Origin of the sequence: Sorangium sp. So ce124, assembly GCF_051525235.1 — a bacterium.
Taxonomy (GTDB): Bacteria; Myxococcota_A; Polyangia; order Polyangiales; family Polyangiaceae; genus Sorangium; species Sorangium atrum.
Genome location: NZ_CP150312.1, coordinates 1,088,774 through 1,113,043, shown reverse-complemented (window position 1 = coordinate 1,113,043; position 24,270 = coordinate 1,088,774). Strand labels below are relative to the sequence as shown.

16 protein-coding genes are annotated in these 24,270 nt (G+C 70.6%); 10 read left to right on the top strand and 6 right to left on the bottom strand.

The genetic code is table 11. From position 1 onward, the window contains the following. Positions 1 to 114: 114 nt before the first annotated feature. Together WMF19_RS04085 and WMF19_RS04080 are read right to left on the bottom strand one after the other, a co-directional pair. Complete coding sequence (locus tag WMF19_RS04085; protein WP_437897878.1) at positions 115 to 1,404, bottom strand: DUF1552 domain-containing protein; 1,290 nt, start codon at positions 1,402 to 1,404, stop codon at positions 115 to 117. A gap of 71 nt (positions 1,405 to 1,475) precedes the next feature. Further along, positions 1,476 to 3,221 carry a DUF1592 domain-containing protein gene (locus WMF19_RS04080; protein ID WP_437897877.1) on the bottom strand — a complete coding sequence of 582 codons (1,746 nt, stop codon included), beginning with the start codon at positions 3,219 to 3,221 and terminating at the stop codon, positions 1,476 to 1,478. Positions 3,222 to 3,774: 553 nt separating this feature from the next. On the opposite strand from WMF19_RS04080, the gene WMF19_RS04075 reads away from it, so the two are divergent. Together WMF19_RS04075 and WMF19_RS04070 are read left to right on the top strand one after the other, a co-directional pair. After that, positions 3,775 to 5,364 carry a B12-binding domain-containing radical SAM protein gene (locus tag WMF19_RS04075; RefSeq protein WP_437897876.1) on the top strand — a complete coding sequence of 530 codons (1,590 nt, stop codon included), beginning with the start codon at positions 3,775 to 3,777 and terminating at the stop codon, positions 5,362 to 5,364. After that, entirely contained in the window at positions 5,354 to 5,818 is a 465-nt protein-coding gene (locus WMF19_RS04070; RefSeq protein ID WP_437897875.1) for a hypothetical protein, read from the top strand. The genes WMF19_RS04075 and WMF19_RS04070 overlap by 11 nt, the downstream gene beginning before the upstream one ends. A gap of 69 nt (positions 5,819 to 5,887) precedes the next feature. On the opposite strand, the gene WMF19_RS04065 is transcribed toward WMF19_RS04070, so the two are convergent. Beyond that, positions 5,888 to 6,721, bottom strand: coding sequence for a helix-turn-helix domain-containing protein (locus WMF19_RS04065; RefSeq protein WP_437897874.1), 834 nt, complete (start codon positions 6,719 to 6,721; stop codon positions 5,888 to 5,890). Between the two features lie 131 nt (positions 6,722 to 6,852). On the opposite strand from WMF19_RS04065, the gene WMF19_RS04060 reads away from it, so the two are divergent. Further along, entirely contained in the window at positions 6,853 to 7,704 is an 852-nt protein-coding gene (locus WMF19_RS04060) for an NAD(P)H-binding protein (protein ID WP_437897873.1), read from the top strand. A 48-nt stretch (positions 7,705 to 7,752) separates the two neighbouring features. On the opposite strand, the gene WMF19_RS04055 is transcribed toward WMF19_RS04060, so the two are convergent. Continuing rightward, entirely contained in the window at positions 7,753 to 8,616 is an 864-nt protein-coding gene (locus WMF19_RS04055; protein ID WP_437897872.1) for a hypothetical protein, read from the bottom strand. Positions 8,617 to 9,317: 701 nt separating this feature from the next. Here WMF19_RS04055 and WMF19_RS04050 point away from each other — a divergent pair. Next, positions 9,318 to 9,809 (top strand): UPF0262 family protein, encoded by a 492-nt coding sequence (locus tag WMF19_RS04050; RefSeq protein ID WP_437897871.1) that lies wholly within the window; start codon positions 9,318 to 9,320, stop codon positions 9,807 to 9,809. A 226-nt stretch (positions 9,810 to 10,035) separates the two neighbouring features. Here the strand turns inward: WMF19_RS04050 and WMF19_RS04045 are convergent, their stop codons facing one another. Next, the gene (locus tag WMF19_RS04045; protein WP_272097846.1) at positions 10,036 to 10,542 is read right to left on the bottom strand and encodes a DUF1993 domain-containing protein; all 507 of its coding nucleotides are present in this window, start codon (positions 10,540 to 10,542) and stop codon (positions 10,036 to 10,038) included. A gap of 293 nt (positions 10,543 to 10,835) precedes the next feature. Here WMF19_RS04045 and WMF19_RS04040 point away from each other — a divergent pair, with 293 nt between their 5' ends. Further along, on the top strand, positions 10,836 to 11,516 hold the full coding sequence (locus WMF19_RS04040; protein ID WP_437897870.1) for a hypothetical protein: 681 nt from the start codon (positions 10,836 to 10,838) through the stop codon (positions 11,514 to 11,516). 105 nt (positions 11,517 to 11,621) lie between these two features. Here WMF19_RS04040 and WMF19_RS04035 read toward each other — a convergent pair whose 3' ends face one another. Continuing rightward, entirely contained in the window at positions 11,622 to 13,532 is a 1,911-nt protein-coding gene (locus tag WMF19_RS04035; RefSeq protein ID WP_437897869.1) for a response regulator, read from the bottom strand. A gap of 338 nt (positions 13,533 to 13,870) precedes the next feature. On the opposite strand from WMF19_RS04035, the gene WMF19_RS04030 reads away from it, so the two are divergent. The 5 genes from WMF19_RS04030 (at position 13,871) to WMF19_RS04010 (ending at position 24,047) form a co-directional block, all read left to right on the top strand. Beyond that, positions 13,871 to 14,794, top strand: a complete 924-nt coding sequence (locus tag WMF19_RS04030; RefSeq protein WP_437897868.1) for an RNA ligase family protein — start codon at positions 13,871 to 13,873, stop codon at positions 14,792 to 14,794. A gap of 148 nt (positions 14,795 to 14,942) precedes the next feature. Beyond that, the gene (locus tag WMF19_RS04025; protein WP_437897867.1) at positions 14,943 to 16,151 is read left to right on the top strand and encodes an aminoglycoside phosphotransferase family protein; all 1,209 of its coding nucleotides are present in this window, start codon (positions 14,943 to 14,945) and stop codon (positions 16,149 to 16,151) included. Positions 16,152 to 16,489: 338 nt separating this feature from the next. Further along, complete coding sequence (locus WMF19_RS04020) at positions 16,490 to 16,729, top strand: ComEA family DNA-binding protein (RefSeq protein WP_437897866.1); 240 nt, start codon at positions 16,490 to 16,492, stop codon at positions 16,727 to 16,729. 459 nt (positions 16,730 to 17,188) lie between these two features. Beyond that, complete coding sequence (locus WMF19_RS04015; protein WP_437897865.1) at positions 17,189 to 18,178, top strand: lipase family protein; 990 nt, start codon at positions 17,189 to 17,191, stop codon at positions 18,176 to 18,178. Between the two features lie 145 nt (positions 18,179 to 18,323). Continuing rightward, a complete protein-coding gene (locus WMF19_RS04010) occupies positions 18,324 to 24,047 on the top strand; it encodes an nSTAND1 domain-containing NTPase (RefSeq protein WP_437897864.1) in 5,724 nt (1,907 codons plus the stop codon). Positions 24,048 to 24,270 lie beyond the last annotated feature (223 nt).

The window sequence follows — 24,270 nt, the reverse complement described above, 5'->3', positions numbered from 1 at the left end:
CCCAGTGAAGCACCCGCGGGAGGAGCGCTCACCTGGAAAAGCCTACGGAGCGCGCCCGCAGGCGGGGCGCCGCATGCGCTGCGTTCCGCGCCGCCCGCGGGAGGCGGCGCCTGCTCACGTGAGCGGCAGGGCGCCCCCGATGTTCAACGCGCCCTCGCCGAAGCTCTTGACGTCTTCGAAGCCCATGTAGTGGAAGCAGCTCACGAGCATGTCGGCGAAGGAGCGATCGCTGCGGAAATCCACCAGCCGCCCGCGCCGGAAGTAGTCGTGCGCCTTGCCTGCGAACACGACCAGGCTGTCCTCGATGGTGTGGCTGTTGCCCTGCCCGAGCTCGTTCCAGTGCACGACGAGCGTATGATCCCAGAGCGTGCCGTCGCCGTCGCTCGTGTTCTTCAAGATCTCGTAGAGCTTCGTGTTCTGCTCCCAGAGGTGCCTCTGGATCTTGCGCACCTTGGCGAACGAGTCGTCGTCGCTGTTGTGCGAGATGTCGTGGTGCCCGTCGCTGAGGCCCAGGTTCGAGTAGACGCGGTTGCTGGTGTTGCCGCTCCAGTTGAAATGCACCACGCGCGTCAGATCGCAGGCGAACGCGAGGGCGCTGATCTTGAAGAACAGCTCGCCCATGATCGCGTGGTTCTCGTCGGCGTAGGGGTCGAGCCGCTCGCCGAGCGGGGTGTTCACGCACGCGGCCGCGCCGTTGCCGGCCTGGAGCGCGCGCTCGACGTCGCGCATCGCGTCGAGGTGCTGCTGGATCTTGGCGCGGTCCTCGGCGCCGACCCTCGTGAGGAGGGAGTTCCCCTCTTCGCGCACCAGATCGATGGCCGACTGCTTCTTCGCCAGGCGCCTCAGCACCTCTTGCTGCGCGCCCCCGCCATCGGGCATGGAGGCGAAGATCCGGGCGTAGGCCTCGTACGGGTCCGTCTCCGGCGGGATCGGGTTCTGCTCACCCGCGGGCCCCGCGTGGGAGTGCGTGTTCCAGATGTCGTTCCACTTGTCTCCGACGCGGTACACGAGGTGCCTGTGAGCGACGCCCTCGTTGGCCTCCAGCACGCGACCGCCGATCACATAGTCGGCGCTCGGCCCCTCCACGTAACCGATCGTGCTCTCGGTGCCGCCGATGGGGAACGACCCGGTGCCGGACTTCCACGGAGCGAGCGAGCTGCCGCCCTGCTGGTGGTTGTCGGCCCGCTCGGACTCCGGCAGATCGTAGAAGTGCTTGTGCAGGTTGTTGAGAAAGAGGAGATCCTCGCGGTACGGATCGAGCGGGGCGAGGAACTCGCCGAGCTGGAAGCTCGTCTCACCGCCGGCGTCGAAGCGCCTGTCCGTCTCGTCGCCGTTCGCCTGGAACACGAACATGATACGGCGCGGGGACGGCGTCGTCTGCGCTCGCGCGCGGCTCGAACGCATCGCATCGAGGAACGGGAGCGCGAGCGCAACTCCGGATGCGCCACGCAGGAAGGTACGGCGGCTCAGAGGTTTCATTGTTTCTCCGGGACGATGACGGGGCGGTAGCGGAAGGCGTCGGTCTGCGTGAGCGCGACCACGAGCTCGGACAGGCTGTAGCCGCTGTCCTTGAACGCGAGCGAGAGCGACGCCATCGAGCAGCGATCGGCGTCGGTCTTGTCGCGGCCGTAGAAGAAGCGGAAGTTTTGCAGCACGTAGCAGGCGCGCGCCTCCTCGCTCTGCGCGAGGCGCTGGCCCAGCTCGGCGGCGTTCGCCACAGGGCCGTTGATGTCGCGCGTGCTCGTGATGTCGCTCGAGGTGTCGATCGGCCTGCCGGCCTCGTCCGTGGTGCGGGGACGGCCCACGGCGTCGAACGACTCGAACACCACGCCGATGGGATCCATCAGCGAGTGGCACCCCGCGCAGCTCGGCTCGGTGCGGTGGAGCTCGAGGCGCTCGCGCTGCGAGAGCCCCTCTCCCAGGCCCTCGAGATCGAGCTTCACGTTGTTGGGCGGCGCGGGCACGATCTGGCACAGGAGATCGGTGCGCACCTTGAGGCCGCGGCGGACGATCGAGGTGCGGGTCGCCTTGTCGCGCGTGAGCATCATGCCCTGGGTCAGCACGCCCGAGCGGCCAGGCATGTCGACCCTGACGAAATCGTCGCCGCTCACCCCGCTCACGCCGTAGTGCTGCGCGAGCGCGGCGTTCACGAAGCTGTAGTCGCCGGCGAAGAGGTCGCCGAGCGAGCCGCTCGGGCCCGCGAGCAGGTCCTTCACGAACGCGCGCGTCTCCGCTCGCAGCAAGGCGGGCAGGTCGCGCGAGAGGTCCGGGTACACCTCCGGATCGCGGTTCATGCTGCTCAGGATGTCGGTGTCGAGCCACTGGTCGAAGTACTCGAGCAAGCGCTCGGCCTTGGGATCGGCCAGCATGCGCCGCACCTGGGCTTCGAGCTGCTCTGGCGTGCCGAGCTCGTCCGCCTCCGCGGCGCGCGTGAGCTCCTCGTCCGGCTGCGACTGCCAGACGAGGTACGAGAGCCGCGATGCCATCTCGTACGGCGTGGGCTCGGTGACGTCGCCCGTGCTCGCCTGGCCGAGCTCGACGCGATAGAGCACGTTCGGCGACTGCAGCATGCTGAAGACGACCCACTCGATGCCGTCGTCGAAGGTGTACCCGTCCGATCCTGCTGTGAAGCGCTCCTCGTAACTCTGGACCTCGGCCTCCGTGAGCGGCCGACGGTACGCCTTGGCGCCGAAGGTGCGGATGAACTCGCGCGCGCACTCGATCTCACCGAGCTCCTCCGGATCGCAGGAGACAAGGCCCGAAGCGCGGGCCGCGACAGCGGCCACCTGCTCCGCCGCGTCGAGGAACTTCTGCGCGACGAGCGAACCGACGGTCAAGAAGCTCGCGTTGTTGCGGAAGCCGAGCGACTCGGACTCGTTCGGGAACGTGGCGACCACCTTGTCGACGGTGGAGGCCACCCCCTGGACGCCGGAGAAGAGATCCTTCAGCGTGTTGGCGTACTCGTAGTTGCTGAGACGGCGGAGCGGCGCCGTACCGGGCTGCGGCGTCTGGCAGAACGCCGAATCCAGCACGTCTTCCGGGGGCTGGACGATCCCAGGCTCGTCCCCGCCGGGGCCTGTGCCAGACCCCGTGGACTGGCCGACCCCACCAATGTTGCCGTTGCAAGCCGCGACGAGCGCGAGCAAGAGCGGCGCAGCGTACCTGAGTTGTGAGCCGAAAAGCTCGAGATGCCAGCGATGCGTGTTTTGCTCGGGGTTCACCGTGTTCTCCACGCCGCGCCCGACGAAAGGCACGAGTTAGTGCGAGCGCCGACCACATGGATCGGCACCTGCACGGGTTTCCGACGCTGCGACTCAACAGCGTCGATTCGACATGATGTACCAGAACCTGTCCCGCCTGGATCACGGCAGAAGTCGATCACAGACATTTTTGTGCCCAAACGACCCACCAACCCACCCATTTGATCTACTGTCGTCGCGCTTTTGAATCCAGACGGTAGCGGCGCGTGGCACCTCACCGAATATCACTGCTGACAGCAAACACTTCGACCACCAACGACTTCGACGCCTGGACGTGGGTACTGATCAAATTTGGACAGGGAGGCGGGGAGGCAGGGAGAAAAACAAACTTAGCAAATCTCCATGCCTCGCCGTCTCCCTGTGATTTTCCTCGGGCAAAGTTGACCACCACCTGGACGTGGAGACGTCGGGATCGCGCTGGAGGAGAAGGCGCCTTCCTTCCGTCGTGAGGTCGTGGCACCATCGCCGCGCCAGGCGCGGTTCGATTCGACAGACGCTCGCGGAGGTGCGGCCGATGGGGGTCAAGGTTCTCTTCATCGTCAAGGAGATAGAGGGGGCCGAGCCGCTCGGCGCCCTGTACGTGGCGGGCTGCCTGGAGCAAGCGGGCCACGAGTGCAAGTTCGTCGGCACGCGCGGCAACGACGTCCTCGCCGAGGTGCGGCGGTACGGGCCGGACGTCATCGCCTTCGGGGCGACGACCGGGCTCCATCGCTACTATCTCGGGCTCAATCACCACATCAAGCAGCATTACCCGAAGGCGGTGTCGCTGATGGGCGGGCCGCACGCGACCTACTATCCGGAGGTGATCCAGACGCCGGGGCTCGACGTGGTGTGCCAGGGCGAGGGCGAGGACGCAGCCGTCGAGCTGTGCGACGCGCTGGCGCGAGGCGACGATCACCGCGGTATCCTGGACCTCTGGGTCAAGTCGGAGGGGAAGATCTACAGGAATCCAGCGCGCGGGCTGCGCCGCGACCTCGACGCGATCCCCTTCCCTCCGCGGCATCTGCTCTACGAGTACGACGACAGCCTGCGGCGGCGCCCCCTCAAGTCGTTCACCACGAACCGGGGGTGCCCCTTCCCCTGCAGCTATTGCTTCAACCCGTCGCTGGTCGAGCACTACGGCCCGAGCTGGAAGAAGGTGCGCGTCCGGAGCCCCGAGAACGTCGTGGCCGAGCTCGTCCACGTGATGAAGCAAGGTCCGCTCCAGTTCGTCGGCTTTCGCGAGAGCATCTTCGTGTACGACGCCGAATGGTTGAGGCAGTTCGGAGAGCTCTACCGTCGCGAGGTGAAGCTGCCTTATTACTGCCACCTGCGCGCCGACATGATGACCGAGGAGATGGTGGATCTCCTCGCCTGGTCTGGCTGTTACACCGTCAACGTCGGCATAGAGACCGCGAACCCCGAGCTCGCGAACGGCGTCCTGCGGCGCCAGATCCGGATGGACCGGCTCGTCCACGGGATCCGCCTCCTCAAGCGCGCGGGGATCGTGGTCTTCGCCGACAACATCCTCGGCATCCCGGGCGGGACGCTCGAGGACGATCTGGCGACGCTGGAGCTCAACATCGAGCTCGACGTGGACTACGCCGCCGCCACGTTGTGCACGCCCTATCCGGGGACGGGCATCGCTGCATACGCGGTCGAGCACGGCCATTTCAGCGGGGACTTCGACCTCATCGACGACAGCTATTACACCGAGTCGGTGCTGCGCTTCTCGTCCGACGAGGAGAAGCGGCAGATCGAGAACCTGCACAAGATGTTCGCTGTCACGGCCGCCATTCCTGCGCTGCTGCCGCTCGTGAGGCGGCTCATCAAGCTCCCGCCGAACGATTTCTTCTATGCGATGTTCCGCGCCTGGTACCTCGTCTGCCACATGACGGACGTGATGCCGCGCCGGCTCGAGCTCGCCGAGCTCGTCAACAGCGCGTTATCGATCTTCGGGGTGTACCGCGGCGCCGATGAGAACCGGTATCCCGCCCCGGCCCCCGAAGCGTTGCCCGTCGTTGCGCTGCCAGCGCAGGCTGCCTGCGGGGACACGAGGACCATCCAGCTGAGACGCCGCCCGCGGCACGGGGCGGAGAGCGCGGAGGCGCCGGATGTTCGCTGATCCGAAGAAGGTCGGGCTGCGGCGGCTGAAGAGGCGGCTCAAGGCGGGCGCGTCGATCGCGATCGCCATGGCCGCCGGGGCGTTCCTTGCCTGCAAGGGCGGCGCGAGCGACCCGGGCGCGTCGCCGAGCGGCCCCGACGCGCGGACCGGCCCTGACCGGCGAGGCACGGCCGGCGGGAGCAGCGGCCAGAGCGCGCCCGCCCCGACCAGCGGCTCCGTGAGCGGGGGCGCCTCCGACGCCGGCGAGGAGATGGATGCCACGGCGCCAGCGGACGCCGAGGCCGGTCAGGCCATCCTGGTTCGCGACGCCGGCGCCCCCGCGGACGCCGGCGCCGGCGGGGCGATGATGGTCCCGAGCGGCAAGCCTGATGCCGGCGTGAAGCCCCGCGCACCGCACGTGGACAAGGAAGAACACCGCAAGGGGATGCCGGTGCGGGACAACCTCCTCGAATGATCCCGGAGGGCGCGCGGCCCCGGGATGCGCCGCGCTTGCGGAAAAGAAGCGCGCCTGCCGGCGCCGAGGTCACCCGCGCGCCGTCGCGCCGCCGCACTCGGGCCTCGCGGACGGACGCGCGCCCGCGAGGTAGGCCCGCGGCGTCACCCCGAGCAGCGATCGGAACTCGGCCGTGAGGTGGGCCTGGTCGTAGAAGCCGGTCTCTAGGGCGAGCCGCGCGAGGCTCGTCGTGGCGAGGCGCTCGGCGGCGCGACGGATACGCGCGATGCGGGCGTAGCGCTTCGGCGAGATGCCGATCTCCTCGTGGAAGAGCGCGCGCAGCGTCCGCTCGGCGACGCGGAGGCGCCGCGCGAGCGCGGGGATGGAGGCGTCCGGGTCGGGTGCCTGCGCGGAGGCGTCGAGGGCATCGACGGCGCGGCGCAGGAGCGCCCGGCGCGCCGGGGCGTCGGCGCTCGCGTCGACCGCGCGGCAGAGGGCGTCCTCGAGCAGGCGCACCGCCGCGGCCGGGTCCCCGCCGGCGCGCGCGAGCGCTTGGCGGAGCTCGCGCGCGCGTGCGCCCCAGAGGTCGTCGAGCGGGACGACGCGATCGACGAGCTCGTGGGCGGCGACGCCGAGCGCGGGCCGGGCGCCACCGGGGTGGAACGAGAGGCGAGCATAGAGAGGCACCGCGCCCGAGGGCTTGAACGTGGCGCGCTGGAGCGGCCCCACGGCGGCCACGACCGGCTCGCCGCCGGTCCAGCACGCGACGAGCGACGTGGTCCCGCTCGGCAGCCGCGTCCACCCCGCTGGCGGCGAGGGGACGGCGCTCATCACGTGGACGTCGGAGACCCAGGAACGGAGCGGCGCGCGCGGCGAGAGGTCGCGGCGCTCCGAGCGAAAGGGCGGGAGCAACGGCGCAAGCACGGCGGCAGTGTAGCGCGCCCGGCCTCGGCCGCCTCGGCCGTCGCGCGCCGAAGCGCTCGACCTTCGTGCCGGAATCTCCAAGAGGCGGCCTCGCCGGGACAGCAGGCTTCGCTCTCGAAACGGAGGTGTTCATGATCCTTGTTGCTGGTGCGACAGGCACCATCGGTCGCGCGTTGATCCCACAGCTGCTCGCCGCCCGGGCCGACGTGCGGGTGCTCACCCGCGATCCCGCCCGCGCGCGTGCGCTCTGGGGGAGCGACGTCGAGGTGGCCTGCGGAGACTTCACGGATGCGCCGTCGCTCGCGCGCTCGCTCGACGGCGCCGACCGCGTCTTCTTGCTCACGGCGCCGGGGCCGACGGTGGCCGATCACGACCGCGCGATGGCCGCGGCGGTGGTGCGCTCGCGGGTCGAGCAGATCGTCAAGCTCTCGGCTTACGGCGCCGAGCAAGAGGACCTCATCGCGTCCAGCTGGCATCGGGCCGGAGAAGAAGCGGTGATCGCGACGGGGCGCCGCTTCACGCTGCTCCGGCCGGCGGGATTCCACTCGAACGCGCTCGCGTGGGCCCCCAACGTGCGCGCGGGGGCCCCGATCGAGATCTCGACCGGCACTGGGAAGCACGCGATCGTCGACCCGCGCGACGTCGCGGCCGTCGCCGCCCGGGCGCTCACGTCGAGCGATCACGACGGGCGGGCGTATACGCTCACCGGGCCCGCCGGCCTCGACGCGCACGAGCAGATCGCGATCCTCGCCGAGGCGCTCGGGCGCCCGATCGCCGCCGAGGACGTCACCGTCGAGCATGCGACGGCGAAGATGCGGGCGGCCGGCGCCCCGGAAGCGTTCGTCGGGGCGGTCGTCCAGGGCCTCACGTTCCTGCGCGACGGGCGCGCGTCGGCGCCGACCGACGACGTCGCCGCGGTCCTCGGCCGCCCGCCGCGGCCCTTCGCGGCGTGGGTCCGCGATCACCTCGACGCGTTTCGCTGAGCGCCCGCGATCGCGGGGGCACGCCGCCGAGAGGCCCACATCACGCGATCATGGGTAGAAGCCGACGTCGTCGATATAGACGTCGAAATCCTCCCCTTGCGTGAACCCAAACTCGATCGCGAAGAGCCCTGTGAGATCGATGGCCTCGGCGCTTGGCTCGGCGCCTTCACCACCGCGCGCGAACTCCTCGAAGGGGATAACGACCGGGGCCCACTCCGCGCCGAGGTGCGTGGTGGTTGACCAGTCGTCGAAGCACGGATTGGCCACGTCCTCTCCCGATTCATCGCAGATCCCGCCCGCGGGGTCCGAGGTCTTGTCCGTGATGTTGACCTTCATCGTCGTCGCCGCGCCCGCGTCGCCGAGCTTGGCCCAGAACACGATACCGCTGTACGCCGACGCGTCGTAGGCGAGCCGGCCCCCGTCGGGGCCGTTCAGCGCGAAGCCGAACCCGGCGCCCCAGTCGGTGAAGCCGGATCCGAACGTGTGCATCGCCATCGTGCTCTCGCCGCGCGGCTCCGCGAGCGTCTCCGGGATGAACCCGACGGGATTCTCTTCCGAGTAGACCGGGGGAGTCTGCGTGCCCGTCCCGTCATTGAAGCTGTACCAGTAGCCGACCCTGCCACCGGCCTCATCGATGGCGCTGTCGCCGTCTTCCATGTCGTCGATCAGCTCGACGTCCGTGGGGACGACGACCTCGCCCCCGCCCGCGCCGGCCTCGCCGCCCGTACCGGCCTCACCGCCAGCGCCCGCGCCGGCCTCGCCGCCCGTACCGGCCTCGCCGCCAGCGCCCGCGCCGGCCTCGCCACCCGCTCCACCCAGGTGGTAGCTATCGTCCAGCCCCACGAGCGTGGTGCATCCACCGGCTGTGAGCATCCACGCCGCGCACATCCATGCTGCACGCCTCGTCGCCATATCTCCTCCTACCACCACCGCGTGGGCGCGGTCCACCGCGGCCCCACCGCGCCCACGGCACCCCGGAAAGGCCGCCGGCGTTGGATGAACCTGCCCTGCGGCGCCGGGCGACACGCCGGCCTCGCGGCGCAGCGCCGTTCCGTGAGACCTTCTGTGCATGAGGTCGCCCAGAGCGCCTGAATCGACAGATGGGCTCCGGCGGCCTTGGTGGACCAGTCGTTGACTCGTCGGGCGGAGAGAACGAAGGAAAGATTCACGGGGAGGCGGGGAGACGGGGAGGCGAGAGATGGGAATCAGCCGTTCGACCCATCAGGCTCGGCGCTGACTGCTTCGGGCGGCGTCGATGCGGGGCGGCTGGTGCCTTCCACGACGAGACGTTTGAGTGCATCGCCCGGAGTCATTCTCTCGAACAGACCTTGTCGTCGTTCCCCGAAGCGCTCGACCTGTGCACAAAGCGCGTCCTGGCGTGACGTCGCCGCCCAACAAGCTGTTGAAGCGAGCGGCCGCGCGTCGGTGGTTGGGGATGACGAAGCGGAGATTGCCACGAAATTCTATCCAGGGCGTTCGAGGGTCTCGACGGCGATCGCGCACCGGGCCAAATGTGGACAATGCGTATATTATGGAGTTTTGTCGACTTCTCGATAGCCGACCGTGAGCCGTTACAATCGTGACGCGTGAGCGCTACAATGAGCTCAGCCCCTATGCCCGTCCATGCCATCCGAATCGAAGAGCGCCTCTGGTCGAGCGCGTCGCCGCTCCGCAGGCAGGAGTGGCGCACGATCACGGCCGATATCGTCTCCGGCGAGCCGCCCTGGCCCTCGCGCGAGCCCTGCACCCTCGTCGCCGGTTGCGACGACAAAGATCTCCACTTCGTCTTCACGGCGAGCTCCCTCCCGGTGGACGCGCTCGCCCTCGCGCGGGCGGACGTCGCGCCGCTCGTGGGCGAGTACGTGGGCCTCATCAGAAAGCTCTCCGGGGACGACCTCTACCCCGCCCACATCGAGCCGCTCGACATGGCCAAGCGCGTCCTCCACGACGCCGGCGCAGGGCGGATAGGCGCCCTCCTCCCCGACCTGAGCCCGAGCTTCGAGACGCGCCGCCGCTTCTTCTCGCTCGTCGTCTCGCTCCTCGTCGACACGACGCGCCTCGGCCCGCTTCCAGCGCATCAACACGATCGAAGGCGCACGCGGTAGTCAGCCCCCTGACAGCCACAGCGTCAGGGCATGCCCGCAAGAAGAGAAATCCCCGTCTCTTCTGACTCCGCCCCCAAAGCGACGAGCGGCGGTCACCCGCACAGGAGACGGGCCCAGATCGGCGTTTTCGGCGCGGAAGCGCACTCCTGTGCGCTGAGCACCGAAAACGTCGAGGTGGGCCCGTATCCGCAGCGGGTGCCCGCCGCGCGGGTGACCGCCGCTCGGATTAGCGGGCGCCTAGGAAGTCCATCTTGCCGATGTCGAGGCCGTTGTGGCGCAAGATCGCGTAGGCGGTCGTCACGTGGAAATAGAAGTTGGGCAGCACGAAGTTCAGCAGGTAAACAAGGCCCTTGAACTGCAGCGTCTGGTCGCGCGCCGGGATGGAGACATCGCGGTCCTCGGAGCCGTCGATCTGCTCGGGCCGGAGGCTTTTCAGGAACGCGACAGTCTTGGCGATGCGGGCCTGTAGCTCATCGAAGCTGGCCTCGTTGTCCTCGTACTTCGGCAGGTCCACGGCCGCCAGCCGCGCTCCACAGCCCTTGGCCGAGTCGGTGGCGATCTGCACCTGGCGCGTGAGCGAGAGCATGTCCGGGGCGAGGCGCGCGTCGAGCAGGACGCGAGGCTCGATCTTCTTCGCCTCGGCGTACGCGGCGGCCTTGGTGAGGATCGCCGAGAGGTTGCCGAGCATCCTGACGAGCACCGGGACCGAGGCTTGATACATCGAGATCGTCATCTTCTCATCTCCTTGCTATCGCACGGTTCAGGCAGCGCGTTCCCCGCACGGCGCACGCGGCGCGGCGCCGACGTACCCCCCGGCGGGGACGCGAGCAGGCGCGAACATAGGGCATCCTGCTCGTCAGGCAAGCACGCTCTCTCACGCGGGGCCGCCCGCGACCACCCGGGCGCCCGAGCACGCGCCCGTTCGCCGGGATCCACGGACTCCAGCGCTGAGGACACGCCCGCCGGGCGCTCCGCGTCATGACGCGCTCGTGAAGTAATGTAAAGGGCATTGACGAACCAGACTCCATGACGGGATGCCGCGGCGAGCGGCTCGGTGCCGGGGAGGGCGCGGGACGGGAGCGCGCCGTGATGGCCCTCGACGGCCGCGAGGGCGGCGCGCTATACGGGGCGCCGATGCGGAACATCCTTTTCCTCTGCTTGTTCACGGCTGCGCTCGCGACCGGATGCGGCTCCACGACGACCGACCCCGACCCGACCGGGAGCGGCGGGTCGACCGCCAGCTCGACCAGCGAAAGCTCGACGGCCTCCAGCTCGACCAGCGAAAGCTCGACGACCTCCAGCTCGGCCACGGGCGCGACCTGCGTTCCTGGCGAGACCATGTCCTGCACCTGTCACGCCGTGAGCGCGCCGGGCGTCGCCACGTGCCTCGCCGACGGCAGCGGCTACGGGCCGTGCATGGAGCAAGGCGGCGGCGCCTGCCGCTGTCCCCTCGGGCGCAGCGACGGCTGCTGCCCTGGCGACGGCATCTGCTGCGCGTGCGTGCAAGGCTGCGATCCGAACACGGATCCCCTGCAAGATGCCGAGACGGACGCGCTCATCGCCTGCGTCTGCGCGACGGGCGTGTGCGCCGAGGAGTGCGAGACGGAGTGCGCCGGCCGGGGCATCGCGGCGGACTGCAGGGCGTGCGTGCAGCAGGCGGGCGCGGACGCGTGCAAGGCGGAGTACGAGGCCTGCGGCGGGACATGAGCCCGCGCCGCGCGCGGCGCGGCCGATAGCGCGCCGGGGGGCGGGGTCCCACTCCCCCCTTCCCGGTCGGCCCCGATTCCCACCTTCCCGCCCCCGGGCTCGCCGCTACATCCTCTCGGGCTCTGCCGCTCTCGCCTGCAGCAGCGCCTCGATCCGCCGGAGCAGCTCCGCCGGGTTGATCGGCTTCGGCAGCACACGTCCCGCGCGGGCCGAGAGGAACCGCCTGCTCACCTCGCTCGTGCCCCCTCCGGTCATGAACAGCACCCGGTCGACGAGCGCCGGCAGGTCCGCCTCGATCCACTCGTGGAGCTCTATCCCCGTGCCCTCCTGCATCACGATGTCGCAGAGCACGACATCGAAGGCCGAGTCCAGCCGGAGCGTCCTCTGGGCCTCTCGGCCCGAGCGCACGCAGACGACCTCGTGCGACGCCTCGAGGAGCCCGCGCAGCGCGCGCAGGAGGAGGGGCTCGTCGTCCACGATCAGGATCCGGGCGCGCCGCGTCGGCTCGTCATCCCGCGCGGGCGCAGGCCGCGCGGGATGAAGGGCGCGCTCGGCGCTCGCCCAGGCGGGCAGCCGGACGCGGACGCAGGTGCCCACGCCGGCCTTGCTGCTGACGCCTATCGTGCCGCCGCACGACTCGACGATGCTGCGGCAGATCGCGAGTCCGAGCCCCGTCCCCTCCCCCGCGCGCTTCGTGGTGAAGAACGGCTCGAACAGCCTGTGCATGTGCTCTTCGGGCACGCCGCAGCCAGAGTCCACGATCTCCGCGACGACCTCCCGGCCCTGATCGCGGGTCCGCACCTCGACGACGTTGTCGGCGACGCGCCCCTCCGCGATCGACTGCGCCGCGTTGATGAGCAGGTTGACGAACACCTGCGTCAGGCGCCCCTCCGCGCCGCTCACGGGAGCCACCGAGGCGAGCTCGCGCACGACCCGCGCGCGGTGCTTCATCTGGGAATGCACGATGTTGAGCGCGCTCTCGATCACCGCGTTGACGTCGGTCGGCCCGATCGCCTCGTTCGCCTCCGCGCGCGCGAACACCCTGAGATCCCGGACGATGTCCATCACGCGCGCCGCGCCGTGGCGGGCGTCCGCGAGCGGCTGGGCGAGGCGCTCGGCGGCGACGCCCTTGTCGGCCAGCCGCCGCACCTCGCGGGCGAGCAGCTCGAGGTTGGCCACCACGTACGCGAGAGGATTGTTGATCTCGTGGGCCACGCCCGCCGCCAGCTGGCCGACCGCGGCGAGCCGCTCGCTGCGCTCGAGCCGTGACCTCAGCTCCTCGGCCCGGCGCCGCCCGGTCACGTCGCGCAGCAGCGCCATGCGCGAGGGGCGCCCCTGCCAGTCCACGTCGACCCAGCGAACGTCGATGACGACCTGCTGCCCTCCGATCTCCAGGCTCGTCTCGCCGGCGCAGAGCGCGGCCGGACAGCCCCGCCCGGCGACGGGGCGCCCGTCGCCCAGCAGCGACTCTGCAGCGGGGTTCGCGAAGAGCACCGTCCCGGAGGGATCCAGCACGATCACCCCATCGGCGCTGCGGGCGATGAGCTGGTGCAGGTTGGCCTCGTTCTCCCGGGCCTCCGCCATCGCCCGCGCGAGCTGCGTCAGGAGCTGCTGGCGGCTGACCGCATAGCGGATGGCTCGCCACAATGAATCCGCGTCGAGGCCCCGCTTCACGAGGTAGTCCTGCACCGAGGCGCCGAGCGCGCGCTCCGCGAGGCGGACGTCGTCGTGACCCGTCAGCACCACGATGGGCACATGGGGGTCCACCGCCCGCACCCGCTCGACCACCTCGATGCCTTCCCCATCGGGCAAGGACAGGTCGAGGAGGACGACATCCCACCCCTCGTTCACGCGCGCGAGCCCGGCGGCGAGCGTCTCCGCGTGCGCGAGCTCGGCGCGCTGCCACGGCACGGCGTCGAGGTGGCTTTGCACGACCGAGGCCGCGATGGCGCTGTCCTCGATCAGCAGGAGGCGAAAGCAAGGCGCAGGCGGCGCCCGGCTGGGTTCAGCGGACATGGTGACCCCCTGACGGCTAAGGAACTCCTACGCTTTCCCGGAAGTCAAGCGCCTCGCGCGCTGGCCGCGCCAGCGGATCGCAGCACGGGCGGAGCGGGGATTGGCGTGCTCCTCCGCGGTGGACGACGCGACGCGCCATCCCGGCGCCGGTGGGGGGTCAATCTTGCCCGGGAAAGATCACAGGGAGACGGTGAGGCGGTGAGATTTACTAGGTTTTCTCTCCCTGCCTCCCCGTCTCCCTGTCAAAGTTTGACCGGTACCCCGGCGTCCGAGGAGCGGCTGCGCCGTCGGCGCTATCGTCGCTGGAAGCCGCGCCGTCGGCGCTATCGTCGCCGGAAATGGAGTTCCTTCCCTTCCCGAAGATGCCGTGCCTCGGCGCGAGCGAGGCCCCGACCTGGGTCGCGCTCGAGAAGATCCACGGCGCGCAGCTCGTGATCGGCGTGGACGCGGCCGGCGTCCATTTCGGCAAGCGCAAGGAGTGGCTCCGGGACGAGGACCCCTTCTTCGGCTGGCAGCTGCTCCGCGCGTCGCTCCGGGACGCCGCCCGCGCGGCGTACGCCGCGGTCGGCGCGGCGCGGCTCGTCCTCTACGGGGAGCTCTTCGGCGGCGGCTACCCGCATCCGGACGTGCCCTCGGGCGGCGTGAGCCCCGTGCAGACCGGGGTCTGGTACGCGCCCGACCTGCGGTGGGCGCCCTTCGAGCTGCGCGCGGTCGATGCCGGCGAGGACGCCTTCCTGGCCTGGAGCGAGGCAGCCCCGGTCGCCGCCGCGGCGGGGCTCATGATGCCCCCGCTGCTCGCCCGGGGGCGCAAGGCGGAGATCGCCGCCGTGCCCGAGCGCTTCCCGTCGCGCGTCGCGTCCGCCCTGGGGCTGCCGCCCCTCGGCCCGGAGAACCTCGCGGAGGGGCTGGTGGCCAAGCCCGACGTCCGCATGCCCGCCGGGGCCTACATGGCCTTGAAGCGCAAGATCGCCGAGATGCGCGAGGACCGCTTCGACGAGAGCGCGCCGTGGGACCCGGAGCGCCCGGTCGACGTCGCCACGCTGATCCGCTGGGGGGAGCGGCTCGTGAACGGCCCGCGCCTCTCGTCCGCCGCGTCGAAGGTGGGGCGCCACGATCGGACCGCCGTCGACGAGGAGGCGGCCCTCGACGTGCTCGTGGACCTCGAGGCGGCGTTCCCCGGCGCGATGCGCGCCCTCTCGCCCGAGGACGGCGAGGCGCTGGAGCGCGCCGTCAGGGCCGCCGTCGCGGCGGAGCGGCTCTGAGCCGCGAGGCTGCGCGCTGCGCTCGCGCGCGAGCGACGCCGGCCGTTCGCTGTGAGGCCGAGCGCTCGCGCGCGAGCGACGCCGGCCGTTCGCTGCGGGGCCGAGAGCTCGCGCGCGAGCGACGCCAGGGGTTCGCTATCATCGCTCGATGCTGCCCCACCCCCCGCGCGTCGTTCGGCTCGTCCTCGTCACGGCGAGGGGTGAGCTCCTTGGCGCGCTGCCGCCCTATCCGGTCGCGACGCCGTGGTGGCAGGACGCGCAAGCGGTCGTCCAGGGTGCCCGCGAGCGCTTCGGCCTCCAGGTGACGGTCCTCCGGATGCTCGCCGCCGAGCTCCCGGCCCCCCACGGCGGGGCGGTCACCTACCTCGCGGAGGCGGAGATCGAAGCGTCGCCGCCCGATGTCGAGCCCTGGCGCGGGGCGCTCGACGACCACCCGCTCCGGCAGCCGTGGGCGCGGCCGGGCGGGCCTGCAGACGACCTCGCGTGGGCGGACGCCGTCCTGCGGGATCGAGGCCTCGCGCGGACGGCGCCCGCCGAGCAGGTGCGGTCGTGGAACCTGTCGAGCCTGTGGCGCCTCCGTGCTGGCGACCAGACGGTCTGGCTGAAGCACGTCCCTCCCTTCCTCGGGCACGAGGGGGCCGTGATCGCGCGTCTCTCGGGCGGACCCGTGCCGGCCCTCCTCGGCCACGACGGCCGGCGGATTCTGATGCTCGAGATCCCTGGCGAGGATCTCTACGAGGCCGAGCTGCCCGTCCGGGAGAGGTTGGTCTCGCTGCTTGTCGGGCTGCAGCGCGACGCGAGCCGGAAGGTCGACGAGCTCCTTTCGCTGGGGCTGCCGGACTGGCGTGGGCCGGCCCTGACCCGGCTCGTCGCGGACGTGGTGGCTCGGACGCCCGAGCTGTCCGCCGGCGATCGGGCGACCCTCGACAGCTTCGTCGATGGCCTGCCCGAGCGCTTCGCTCGCCTCGCCGAGGCCGGGCTGCCCGACACGCTGGTTCACGGCGACTTCCACGTCGGCAACGCCCGCGGCGACGCGACGTCGGCCGTCCTGCTGGACTGGGGCGACAGCGGCGTCGGGCATCCGCTGCTCGATCAGCCAGCGTTCCTCGACGGGGCCCCGCCCGGCGCCGTCGAGCCGCTCCGGAGCTTCTGGAGCCGCGCGTGGCGCGCCGCGATCCCGGGCTCCGACCCCGAGCGCGCCGCCGAGCTGCTCGCGCCCGTCGCCGCGGCCCGCCAGGCGACCATCTACCGCAAGTTCCTCGACGACATCGAGCTGTCGGAGCACCCCTACCACGCGAGAGATCCCGCGGCGTGGCTCGCGCGGACAGCCGCGGTGGTGCGCTCTCGATCCTGCTAGTCTCGACTTGAGCAAAGCTGCCCGGTGTCGGGGAGCTGTGTCCAAGTCGAGAGTCCATCCGGCACGGGACCGTGAACTTCGTGGCGTTCACGAGGCGATCGGTCGACCGCTCGGCCTGTCGCCGGCCTCGAAGGTGCGAGCAAGCTCGGGCCGATGGTCGATGCGCCGCTCGCCTGGAGTCGCCGCCGGCGCCTTGCAGCCCCCGCGCCGAGCGGCTGCCCGGTCAGGTCCTGCTGTTCGACGCCGCGGGGCCCCTCCCCATCGCAAGCACGCTGCACCAGGCTCTGGGCGGGCAAGAGCCAAAGGACCGCCGTCACAGAGCTTGCCCGGAGGCGCGAATGGCTGACACGACCGACATCAACAAGGCGGGCGCGGATGAGTTTCAACGGGTGAGCCAGGTGAGCGAGGAAGGCGCGCAGGCCATCGTTCAGAAGCGCGAGGAGCTCGGGGGGTTCAGCAGCTGGGAGCAGATCCAACAGGTGACCGGCATCAGCACCATGATGATAGAGAGCCTGAAGGACGCGGGCTTTTACGTGACGCACGCGAGCACGCCGGCGCCCCGTACACAGTCCCGGTGACGCAGCGAAAGAGCAGCCTGAGGCTGCTCTCGAGGCTGGGCGCGTCGAGACCCCCTACGAGGCCTTGAGCGGCATGGGTCGGCCCGGCCGGGGAGAGAGCGGCGGGGCTGCTGCTCGCCGCGGCGAAGCGGCTCCGTTCGACAGGGTCGCGAAGCGACTTCGCCCATGCCGCCCCGTTCGCCCTGGTCGCTTGACGCGCGCAGGCGCAGGCGCGCAGGTTGGCATCGAGGACCTGCCGGCGGTAGGCTCGTCGAGCGCGCACACAGGATCCGTGGCAGGGTGCTTGCCTGTCCGACTCGCACGAAGCGGCGTCCTGGGAAGCCAGGCAGCTTGATGACGGGAGGGCTCATGACCGATTCCATCGTTGCCACGCCGTGTCTGGAGATAGCGGGGCCGTCGGCGGCCCCCGGATCGGATGCCGAGGCTGAGCCATCCGCCGAACGAGGCACGATCCAGCGGATGTTGCGGGTGGATCCGGCGGTGCGCGAGCCCGACGCCGAGGCGACGCTCGTCCTGTCCCTGGCATCGGCGTGGATGTACTCGGATCTGGACACGCTGGAGAAGGCGATGTCGGTTTACGGCGACTGGGACCTCGCGAGGATCAGCGTGCGGAACGATGCGCTCTTCGTGGCGAGCGACGTCTGCTTCATCCAGAGCAGGTGCAGGCGGCTTCTCATCCTGTGCGTCAAGGGGACCGAGCCGGGGAACCTCTTCAACTGGCTCACGGACGCGAGCGTCGTGTCGCAGCGATATTGCTCGCTCGGGCACGTCCACGGCGGCTTCGCCCGCAACGTCGATGTGATGTGGTCGATCATCGACAAGCACCTCGGCGCGGCGCTCCGCGGCGAGCACATCCGCGATGTCCTCCCGGGCACCGAGGTATCTCCGCGCCCCAGCGTCGCGTCGACGCCTGCTGCCGGGCATGCGCCCGAGGCCCAGGGCAAGCTGGAGGCGCTCTTCATCACCGGTCACAGCCTGGGCGCAGCGATGGCGGCCCTCATCGCCGCGCGCCTGTTCACGGACAGCAAGTACGGGGAGATCCGGCAGCGGCTCCGCGGGGTTTACACGTTCGGGCAGCCGATGATCGGCGACGCGGGCTTCGCTGCCAGGGCCGAAGAGCTCTTCGGGGACAGGCTGTTTCGATTCGTCTATGCCAACGACATCGTGCCGCGCCTGCCGCCGCTCTCGACGGGGTACTTCGTGCACGTCGGGAGGGCGTACCGCTCGACGGGGCAGGGGTGGACGTACGAGGGCAAGATCGCGGGCCAGACGCGCACGTTCCTCGTGAGCGCGGCGGTCGGCATCTTCGCCTGGGTGAAGGAGCAGCTGCCCATCATCCGATGGGTGCCGGTGCCGTTCTCGTGGGGCGATCACTCGCCGGCCAACTACGTGGAGGCGTCGCAGGTAGGCACGGCCCAGCCAGCCATCTTCCGATTCAGGCTCGAGTAGGCGGGCACCGCGCCCCCGCCCCTCGGCGCGGCGCCGGGCCGCCGTGGGCGTCCGGCTCCGCGCGCCACGTGACGCGTCGATCTGACGGTGCGTGACCGCTCGCCCGAGGCCACCGCGCGAGGCGGCAGCGACCGGAGGGGCTGTGATGAACCAGGAGAACCTCGCTCCAAGGACGGTGTTCCAGGGCTGCTACGAGATCCTCTCCCTGCTCCGGGAGAGCAGGCTCGCCGTCGTCTACGAGGGGCGGCAGATCGCGAGCGGGCAGCCGGTCGTCCTCAAGATCATGCGCCTCCCCCGGGACGGCGGCCCCGCGGATCTGGCGCGCCGTCGCAGCGCGCGATTTCTGCGGGAGATGCGCCGCTGCGCGCGGCTTCACCATCCCGGCATCGTCCGGCCCATCGACGCGGGGCAGGCCGACGAGGGTCAGCTCTATGCGGTCTTCGAGCGCGTGCCCGGGCAGAGCCTGGCCGAGCTGCTGTCGGCCCGAGGCCCGCTCGAGCCGCCGGAGGCGCGGCACCTGATGAGGCAGGTCCTCGACGCGCTGGGCTGCGCGCACCGGCAGGGCGTCGTCCACGGGGATCTCAGGCCGGCCCACGTGATGGTCGTGCCCTCGGAAGCGCAGCGGAGCGCCCTGGTGCTCAGCTTTGGCTTCAGCGCGGTCGCCGCCGTCGCGCGAGCGGACCAGGAGGAAGCGCCCGTGTCCAGCCGCGAGCTCGTGGGCTCGCAGGCTTACCTGGCGCCCGAGCAGCGCCGGGGGTTCCCGCCGACCGCGCGCTCGGACCTGTACGCCTGGGGTCTCGTGTTTCTCGAGTGCCTCACGGGCAGGCGTGCAGGCCGCGGCGGGCCGCCGGAAGGAGCCTCACTCCAGCGAGATGGCCGTGAGCCAGCGAGGATGCCTCGAGCGCTCCTCGATCACCCGCTCGGCGCCCTCTTGCGACGGGCGACGGCCGAGGAGATCGCGGCGCGGTACGTCACGGCCGACGGCCTGCTGCGCGAGGTCGACGCCTGCGATGTGGGCGGGCTCCGCCGGGAAGACCTGATGAAGCCGGACGAGCTGGCGATCGGAGCAGCGAGAAGGACAGAGGAGCGAGCGGGCAGCGCCGCGCTTCCACCGGGACTGGCAGCGGCGCGGATGCCGGAGGAGCGAACAGACAACGCTGGGCCCTGCCAGGAGGAGGAGGAGGCGGCTGCGCCACCGTCCGCTGGGCCCTGCCAGGAGGAGGCGGCTGCGTCACCGTCCGCTGAGCCCTCCCAGGAGGAGGCGCCTGCGCCACCGTCTGCTGGGCCCGCAAGGGGCGTCATCCCTCTGGAGGCCGGCGACCGCATCAAGCATTACGAGATCATCCGCAAGCTGGGTCAGGGCGGCATGAGCGTCGTGTACTTGGCCCGCGACACGAAGCTCGGACGACTTGTCGCGCTCAAGCTCCTGCTCAGATACAGCGGGCACAGGATCGAGCGCTTCCTGGCCGAGGCGCGGGCCACGGCGCGCTGCAGGCACGACAACATCGTGGTCATCCACGAGGTCGACGAGATCATTGGATGTCCCTACCTCGTGCTCGAGTACATCAAGGGTCCCACGCTGCGCGAGTGGATGGCCCAGCGCGAGCACCCCGCGTCCGGGTCGCCCGGCGCCAACACGCCGCCCGGCCCGAGGGCGCCAAACGTCGTGATCGAGCTCATGACTCCGGTGGTCCGCGCGCTGGTGTGCGCGCACGAGCACGGGATCGTGCACCGCGATCTCAAGCCGGAGAACATCCTCCTGGATGACGCCGGATGCATCAAGGTGGTCGATTTCGGTATCGCCAAGCAGATCGAGACCAAGGTGGTCTCGACGATGACGAGCGCCCGGGCGGCGCTCGCCGGAGGCGCTGGCCAGCGCCGGAGAAGCGCGGCTGTCGGCACGCCACGGTACATGTCCCCCGAGCAACTGCTGGGCGGGGACGTCGATCATCGCGCTGACCTGTGGGCCGTTGGCATCATGCTGTACGAGCTGCTCATGGGGGAGCACCCGCTGGAGCCGTTCTCGCGCGCGCGGCTCTCGGACATCGCGAGCCTCGATGTTCCGATGCCCCGCCTCAGCGAGAAGCGCCCGGATGTGGGTGCGCTTGGCGCCCTGGTCGACCGTTGCCTGAAGAAGCGCAAGGTCGAGCGCGTCGGCTCGGCCCTGGAGCTCCTTGCCGAGCTCGAGGCGCTCTTGCCCGGTCGAAAGGCGCTCGACCTCGGCGAGGAGGAGAGCCCATTTGCCGGCCTGTCCGCCTTCCAGGAGGCGGACGCGGCGCGCTTCTTCGGCCGCGATCGTGAGATCGCCGCCACGACGGCGCGGCTGCGCAACCAGCCGCTCCTGGCCGTCGCCGGGCCCTCCGGGGCAGGCAAGTCGTCGTTCGTGCGCGCGGGGGTGATCCCGGCCTTGAAGGGATCCGAGGAGCGCTGGGAAGCGTTCGTTCTGCGCCCGGGGCGCCGTCCCCTGTCCTCGCTCCTCGATGTGCTCGCGCAGGTCGCCGGGGCGGAGTCCACGAGCAGCGCAGCGACGGGTCCGCCCGAGCTCTCCGATCACGACGAGCTGCTCGCCCCCCTGCGCTCCCAGCCGGGCTATCTGGGTGTTCGGCTGCGCGCGCGCTGTCGCCGTGCGGGACCCGGGCACCGTATCCTGGTCTTCGTCGATCAGTTTGAAGAGCTCTACACGCTCGGCGCCGCGCCCGAGGAGCGAGCGGCGTTCGTCGCCTGCCTGGAAGCTGCGGCCGACGACGCCTCGTCGCCCCTGCGCGTCCTGCTCGCCATCCGCTCGGACTTCCTCGATCGGATGGCCGAGGATCATCATTTCATGAACGACGTGACCGGCGGGCTCTGGTTCCTTCCGCCGATGGGGCGAGGCGGCCTGCGCGACGCCTTGACGAGGCCGATCGAGGCGGCCGCTCATCGCTTCGAGACGGCGGAGATGGTCGAGCACATGCTGAGCACGCTCGAGAGCACGCGGAGCCCCTTGCCGCTCTTGCAGTTCACGGCCGCTCAGCTCTGGGAGGCGCGGGATCGCGCGCGCCGGGTCTTGACGCAGGACAGCTATGACAAGCTCGGCGGCGTCGCCGGTGCCCTGTCCGCCCACGCGAACGCGGTGCTCTCGGCGCTCCCATCTCGCGCGCAGCGGCTGGCCCGGGCGGTGCTCTTGCGCCTGGTCACGCCTGAGCGCACGCGCGCGGTGGTGAGCCTGGGCGAGCTCCGCGAGCTGGCCCAGGACGGCGAAGGTGATGCCGGCGACGCTGTCGTGCAGGTGGTCCAGCGCCTGGCCGGCGCCCGGCTCCTGCTCATCGAAGCTGGCGAGGAGACCGGCGGTGCGTGTGATCGCGCGACGGTGGAGCTGGTTCACGAGTCCTTGATCGAGAGGTGGCCGAAGCTCGGGCAGTGGCTCGCCGAGAGCGAGCAAGATGCGCAGTTCCTGGCGCGGCTGCGCTCCGCCGCCCAGCAGTGGGAGGCGAGCGGCCAGGCCGAGGGGCTGCTCTGGCGCGATCGCACGGCGGAGGACGCCAGGGCGTGGCACGAGTGCCGCCGCGCTACCCGCGGAGCCGATGGGCGCGTCGGGCTCGGCAGGCGCGAGGAGCGCTATCTGCTCGCCGTCGTGGACCTGTCCGAGCGGGCGCGGCGCCAGCGCCTGCGCCAGCAGTTCCTGATGGGCGTGCTCGTCACGCTCGGCGCGGTCGCGCTCGTCGTGTCGCGCCTGGCGGTAGACGCCAGCCAGGAAGCCCGGCGTGCCGATCAGGAAGCGGCCGGTGCGCAGGCCGGAGCCCGAGAGGCACGCAACGCCACCCGCATGGCCACAGCGCGCGAGAAGCAAGCCGATCCCACGACCGTGCTCGCGATACTGCGCGAAGTCGAGCCGTTCGACGTGCCGCGAGGGTGGTCTGTTCTCGCGCACTGGGCGCTGCACAGCGGGATCGCTCGCGCGGTGCTCAGCCATCCCGACTTGGTCACGAATGCGCGCTACAGCCCCGACGGCGAGCGCATCGTCACGGCCTGCTCCGATGGGGCCGCGCGCGTGTGGAACGCCGATGGCACGGGCGAGCCCATCGTTCTTTATGGTCACGACGATCGGGTCACTTCGGCCACGTTCAGCCCCGACGGCAAGCGCGTCGTCACCGCGTCGTACGACAGGACCGCGCGTGTGTGGAACGCCGATGGCACGGGCACGCCCGTGGTCCTCCGGGGTCACGGCGATCGGGTCGATTCGGCCGCGTTCAGCCCCGACGGCAAGCGCGTCGTCACCGCGTCGCACGACGGGACCGCGCGTGTGTGGAACGCCGATGGCACGGGCACGCCTGTGGTCCTCCGGGGTCACGACGACCGGCTCACTTCTGCGGCGTTCAGCCCCGACGGCAAGCGCGTCGTCACCGCGTCGTACGACAGGACCGCGCGTGTGTGGAACGCCGATGGCACGGGCACGCCCGTGGTCCTCCGGGGTCACGACGACCGGCTCACTTCTGCGGCGTTCAGCCCCGATGGCAAGCGCGTCGTCACCGCATCCTGGGATCAGACGGCGTGGGTGCAAAACGCCGACGGCACCGGCGCGCCCCTGGTCCTCCGGGGTCACGACGAGCTGATCTATTCGGCCGCGTTCAGCCCCGATGGCAAGCGCATCGTCACCGCGTCCTGGGACAAGACCGCGCGCGTGTGGAACGCTGACGGCACAGGCACGCCCCTGGTCCTCCGGGGTCATGAGGATGGTATCGGTTCCGCGGCGTTCGGCCCCGACGGCAAGCGCATCGTCACCGCGTCGTACGACAGGACCGCGCGCGTGTGGAACGCTGACGGCACCGGCGCGCCCATCATCCTTCGGGGGCACGGGAAGGGGGTGCTGGGGGCGGCATTCAGCCCTGACGGCAGGCGCATCGTGTCGGCGTCCTTGGACAAGACCGCGCGCGTGTGGAACGCCGACGGCACAGGCACGCCCGTGGTCCTGCGCAGTCACCAGAGCGAGGTCTACTCGGCCGCGTTCAGCCCCGACGGCAAGCGCATCGTCACCGCGTCCTGGGATAAGACCGCACGCGTGTGGACCGCACGCGTGTGGAACGCCAACGGCACAGGCACGCCCGTGGTCCTGCGCGGTCACCAGAGCGCGATTGACTCGGCAGCGTTCAGCCCCGACGGCAAGCGCATCGTCACCGCGTCCTCGGACAAGACCGCGCGCGTGTGGAAGGCCGACGGCACCGGCGCGCCCATCATCCTTCGGGGCCACGAGGATCGGGTCGAAGCGGCGGCGTTCAGCCCCGACGGCAAGCGCATCGTCACCGCGTCCTCGGACAAGACCGCGCGCGTGTGGAACGCTGACGGCACAGGCGCGCCCATCATCCTTCGGGGTCATGAGGGCCAGATCTGTTCGGCGGCGTTCAGTCCCGACGGCAAGCGCATCGTCACCGCGTCCTTAGACAAGACCGCGCGGGTATGGAATGCCGATGGCACGGGCGAGCCCCTGGTGCTTCGTGGCCACGAGCACTGGGCCCTAGGGGCAGCGTTCAGTCCCGACGGGAGACGCATCGTCACTGGGTCCCAGGACAAGACAGCGCGGGTGTGGAACGCCGACGACTCGGGCAAGCCATTGGTCCTGAGCGTCTCCGATTCCGCGGTCAACGCCGTGGCCTTCAGTCCGGATGGCAAGCGCATCGTCACCGCGTCCGACGACAATATCGTGCGGGTGTGGACCGACCTCGATCCGCTTCGCGGTGTCGACGACCCGAAGCTGTGGACCGCGACCACCTACTGCATACCCGTCGAGCGGAGGATAGACCTCCTTCGCACGCCCGAATCCATGGCCCGAGCCGACCGGGAAGCCTGCCTGCACCGCGTGGAGGACGCCCGCGCGGCGGCCCGGGAGCAGCGGTGAGCTGTTTCCGCCCTTCGGTGGCCATCCATTCCGGTCTCGGATCCGCCGCCCCCCTCGCCATGCCACGCTGCCACGTCGCGACCTCGTCGCGCCCCCTCCGAGGCCGCCCGTTGCGGTTTCGACCTGGCCCGCCCCCCTCGCGAGGCCGCTCCGCCACATCGCGACCTCCCGGCGCTCCCTCCGAGGCCGCCCGGTTCGGTTTCAGACCGACCTGCCCCCTCGC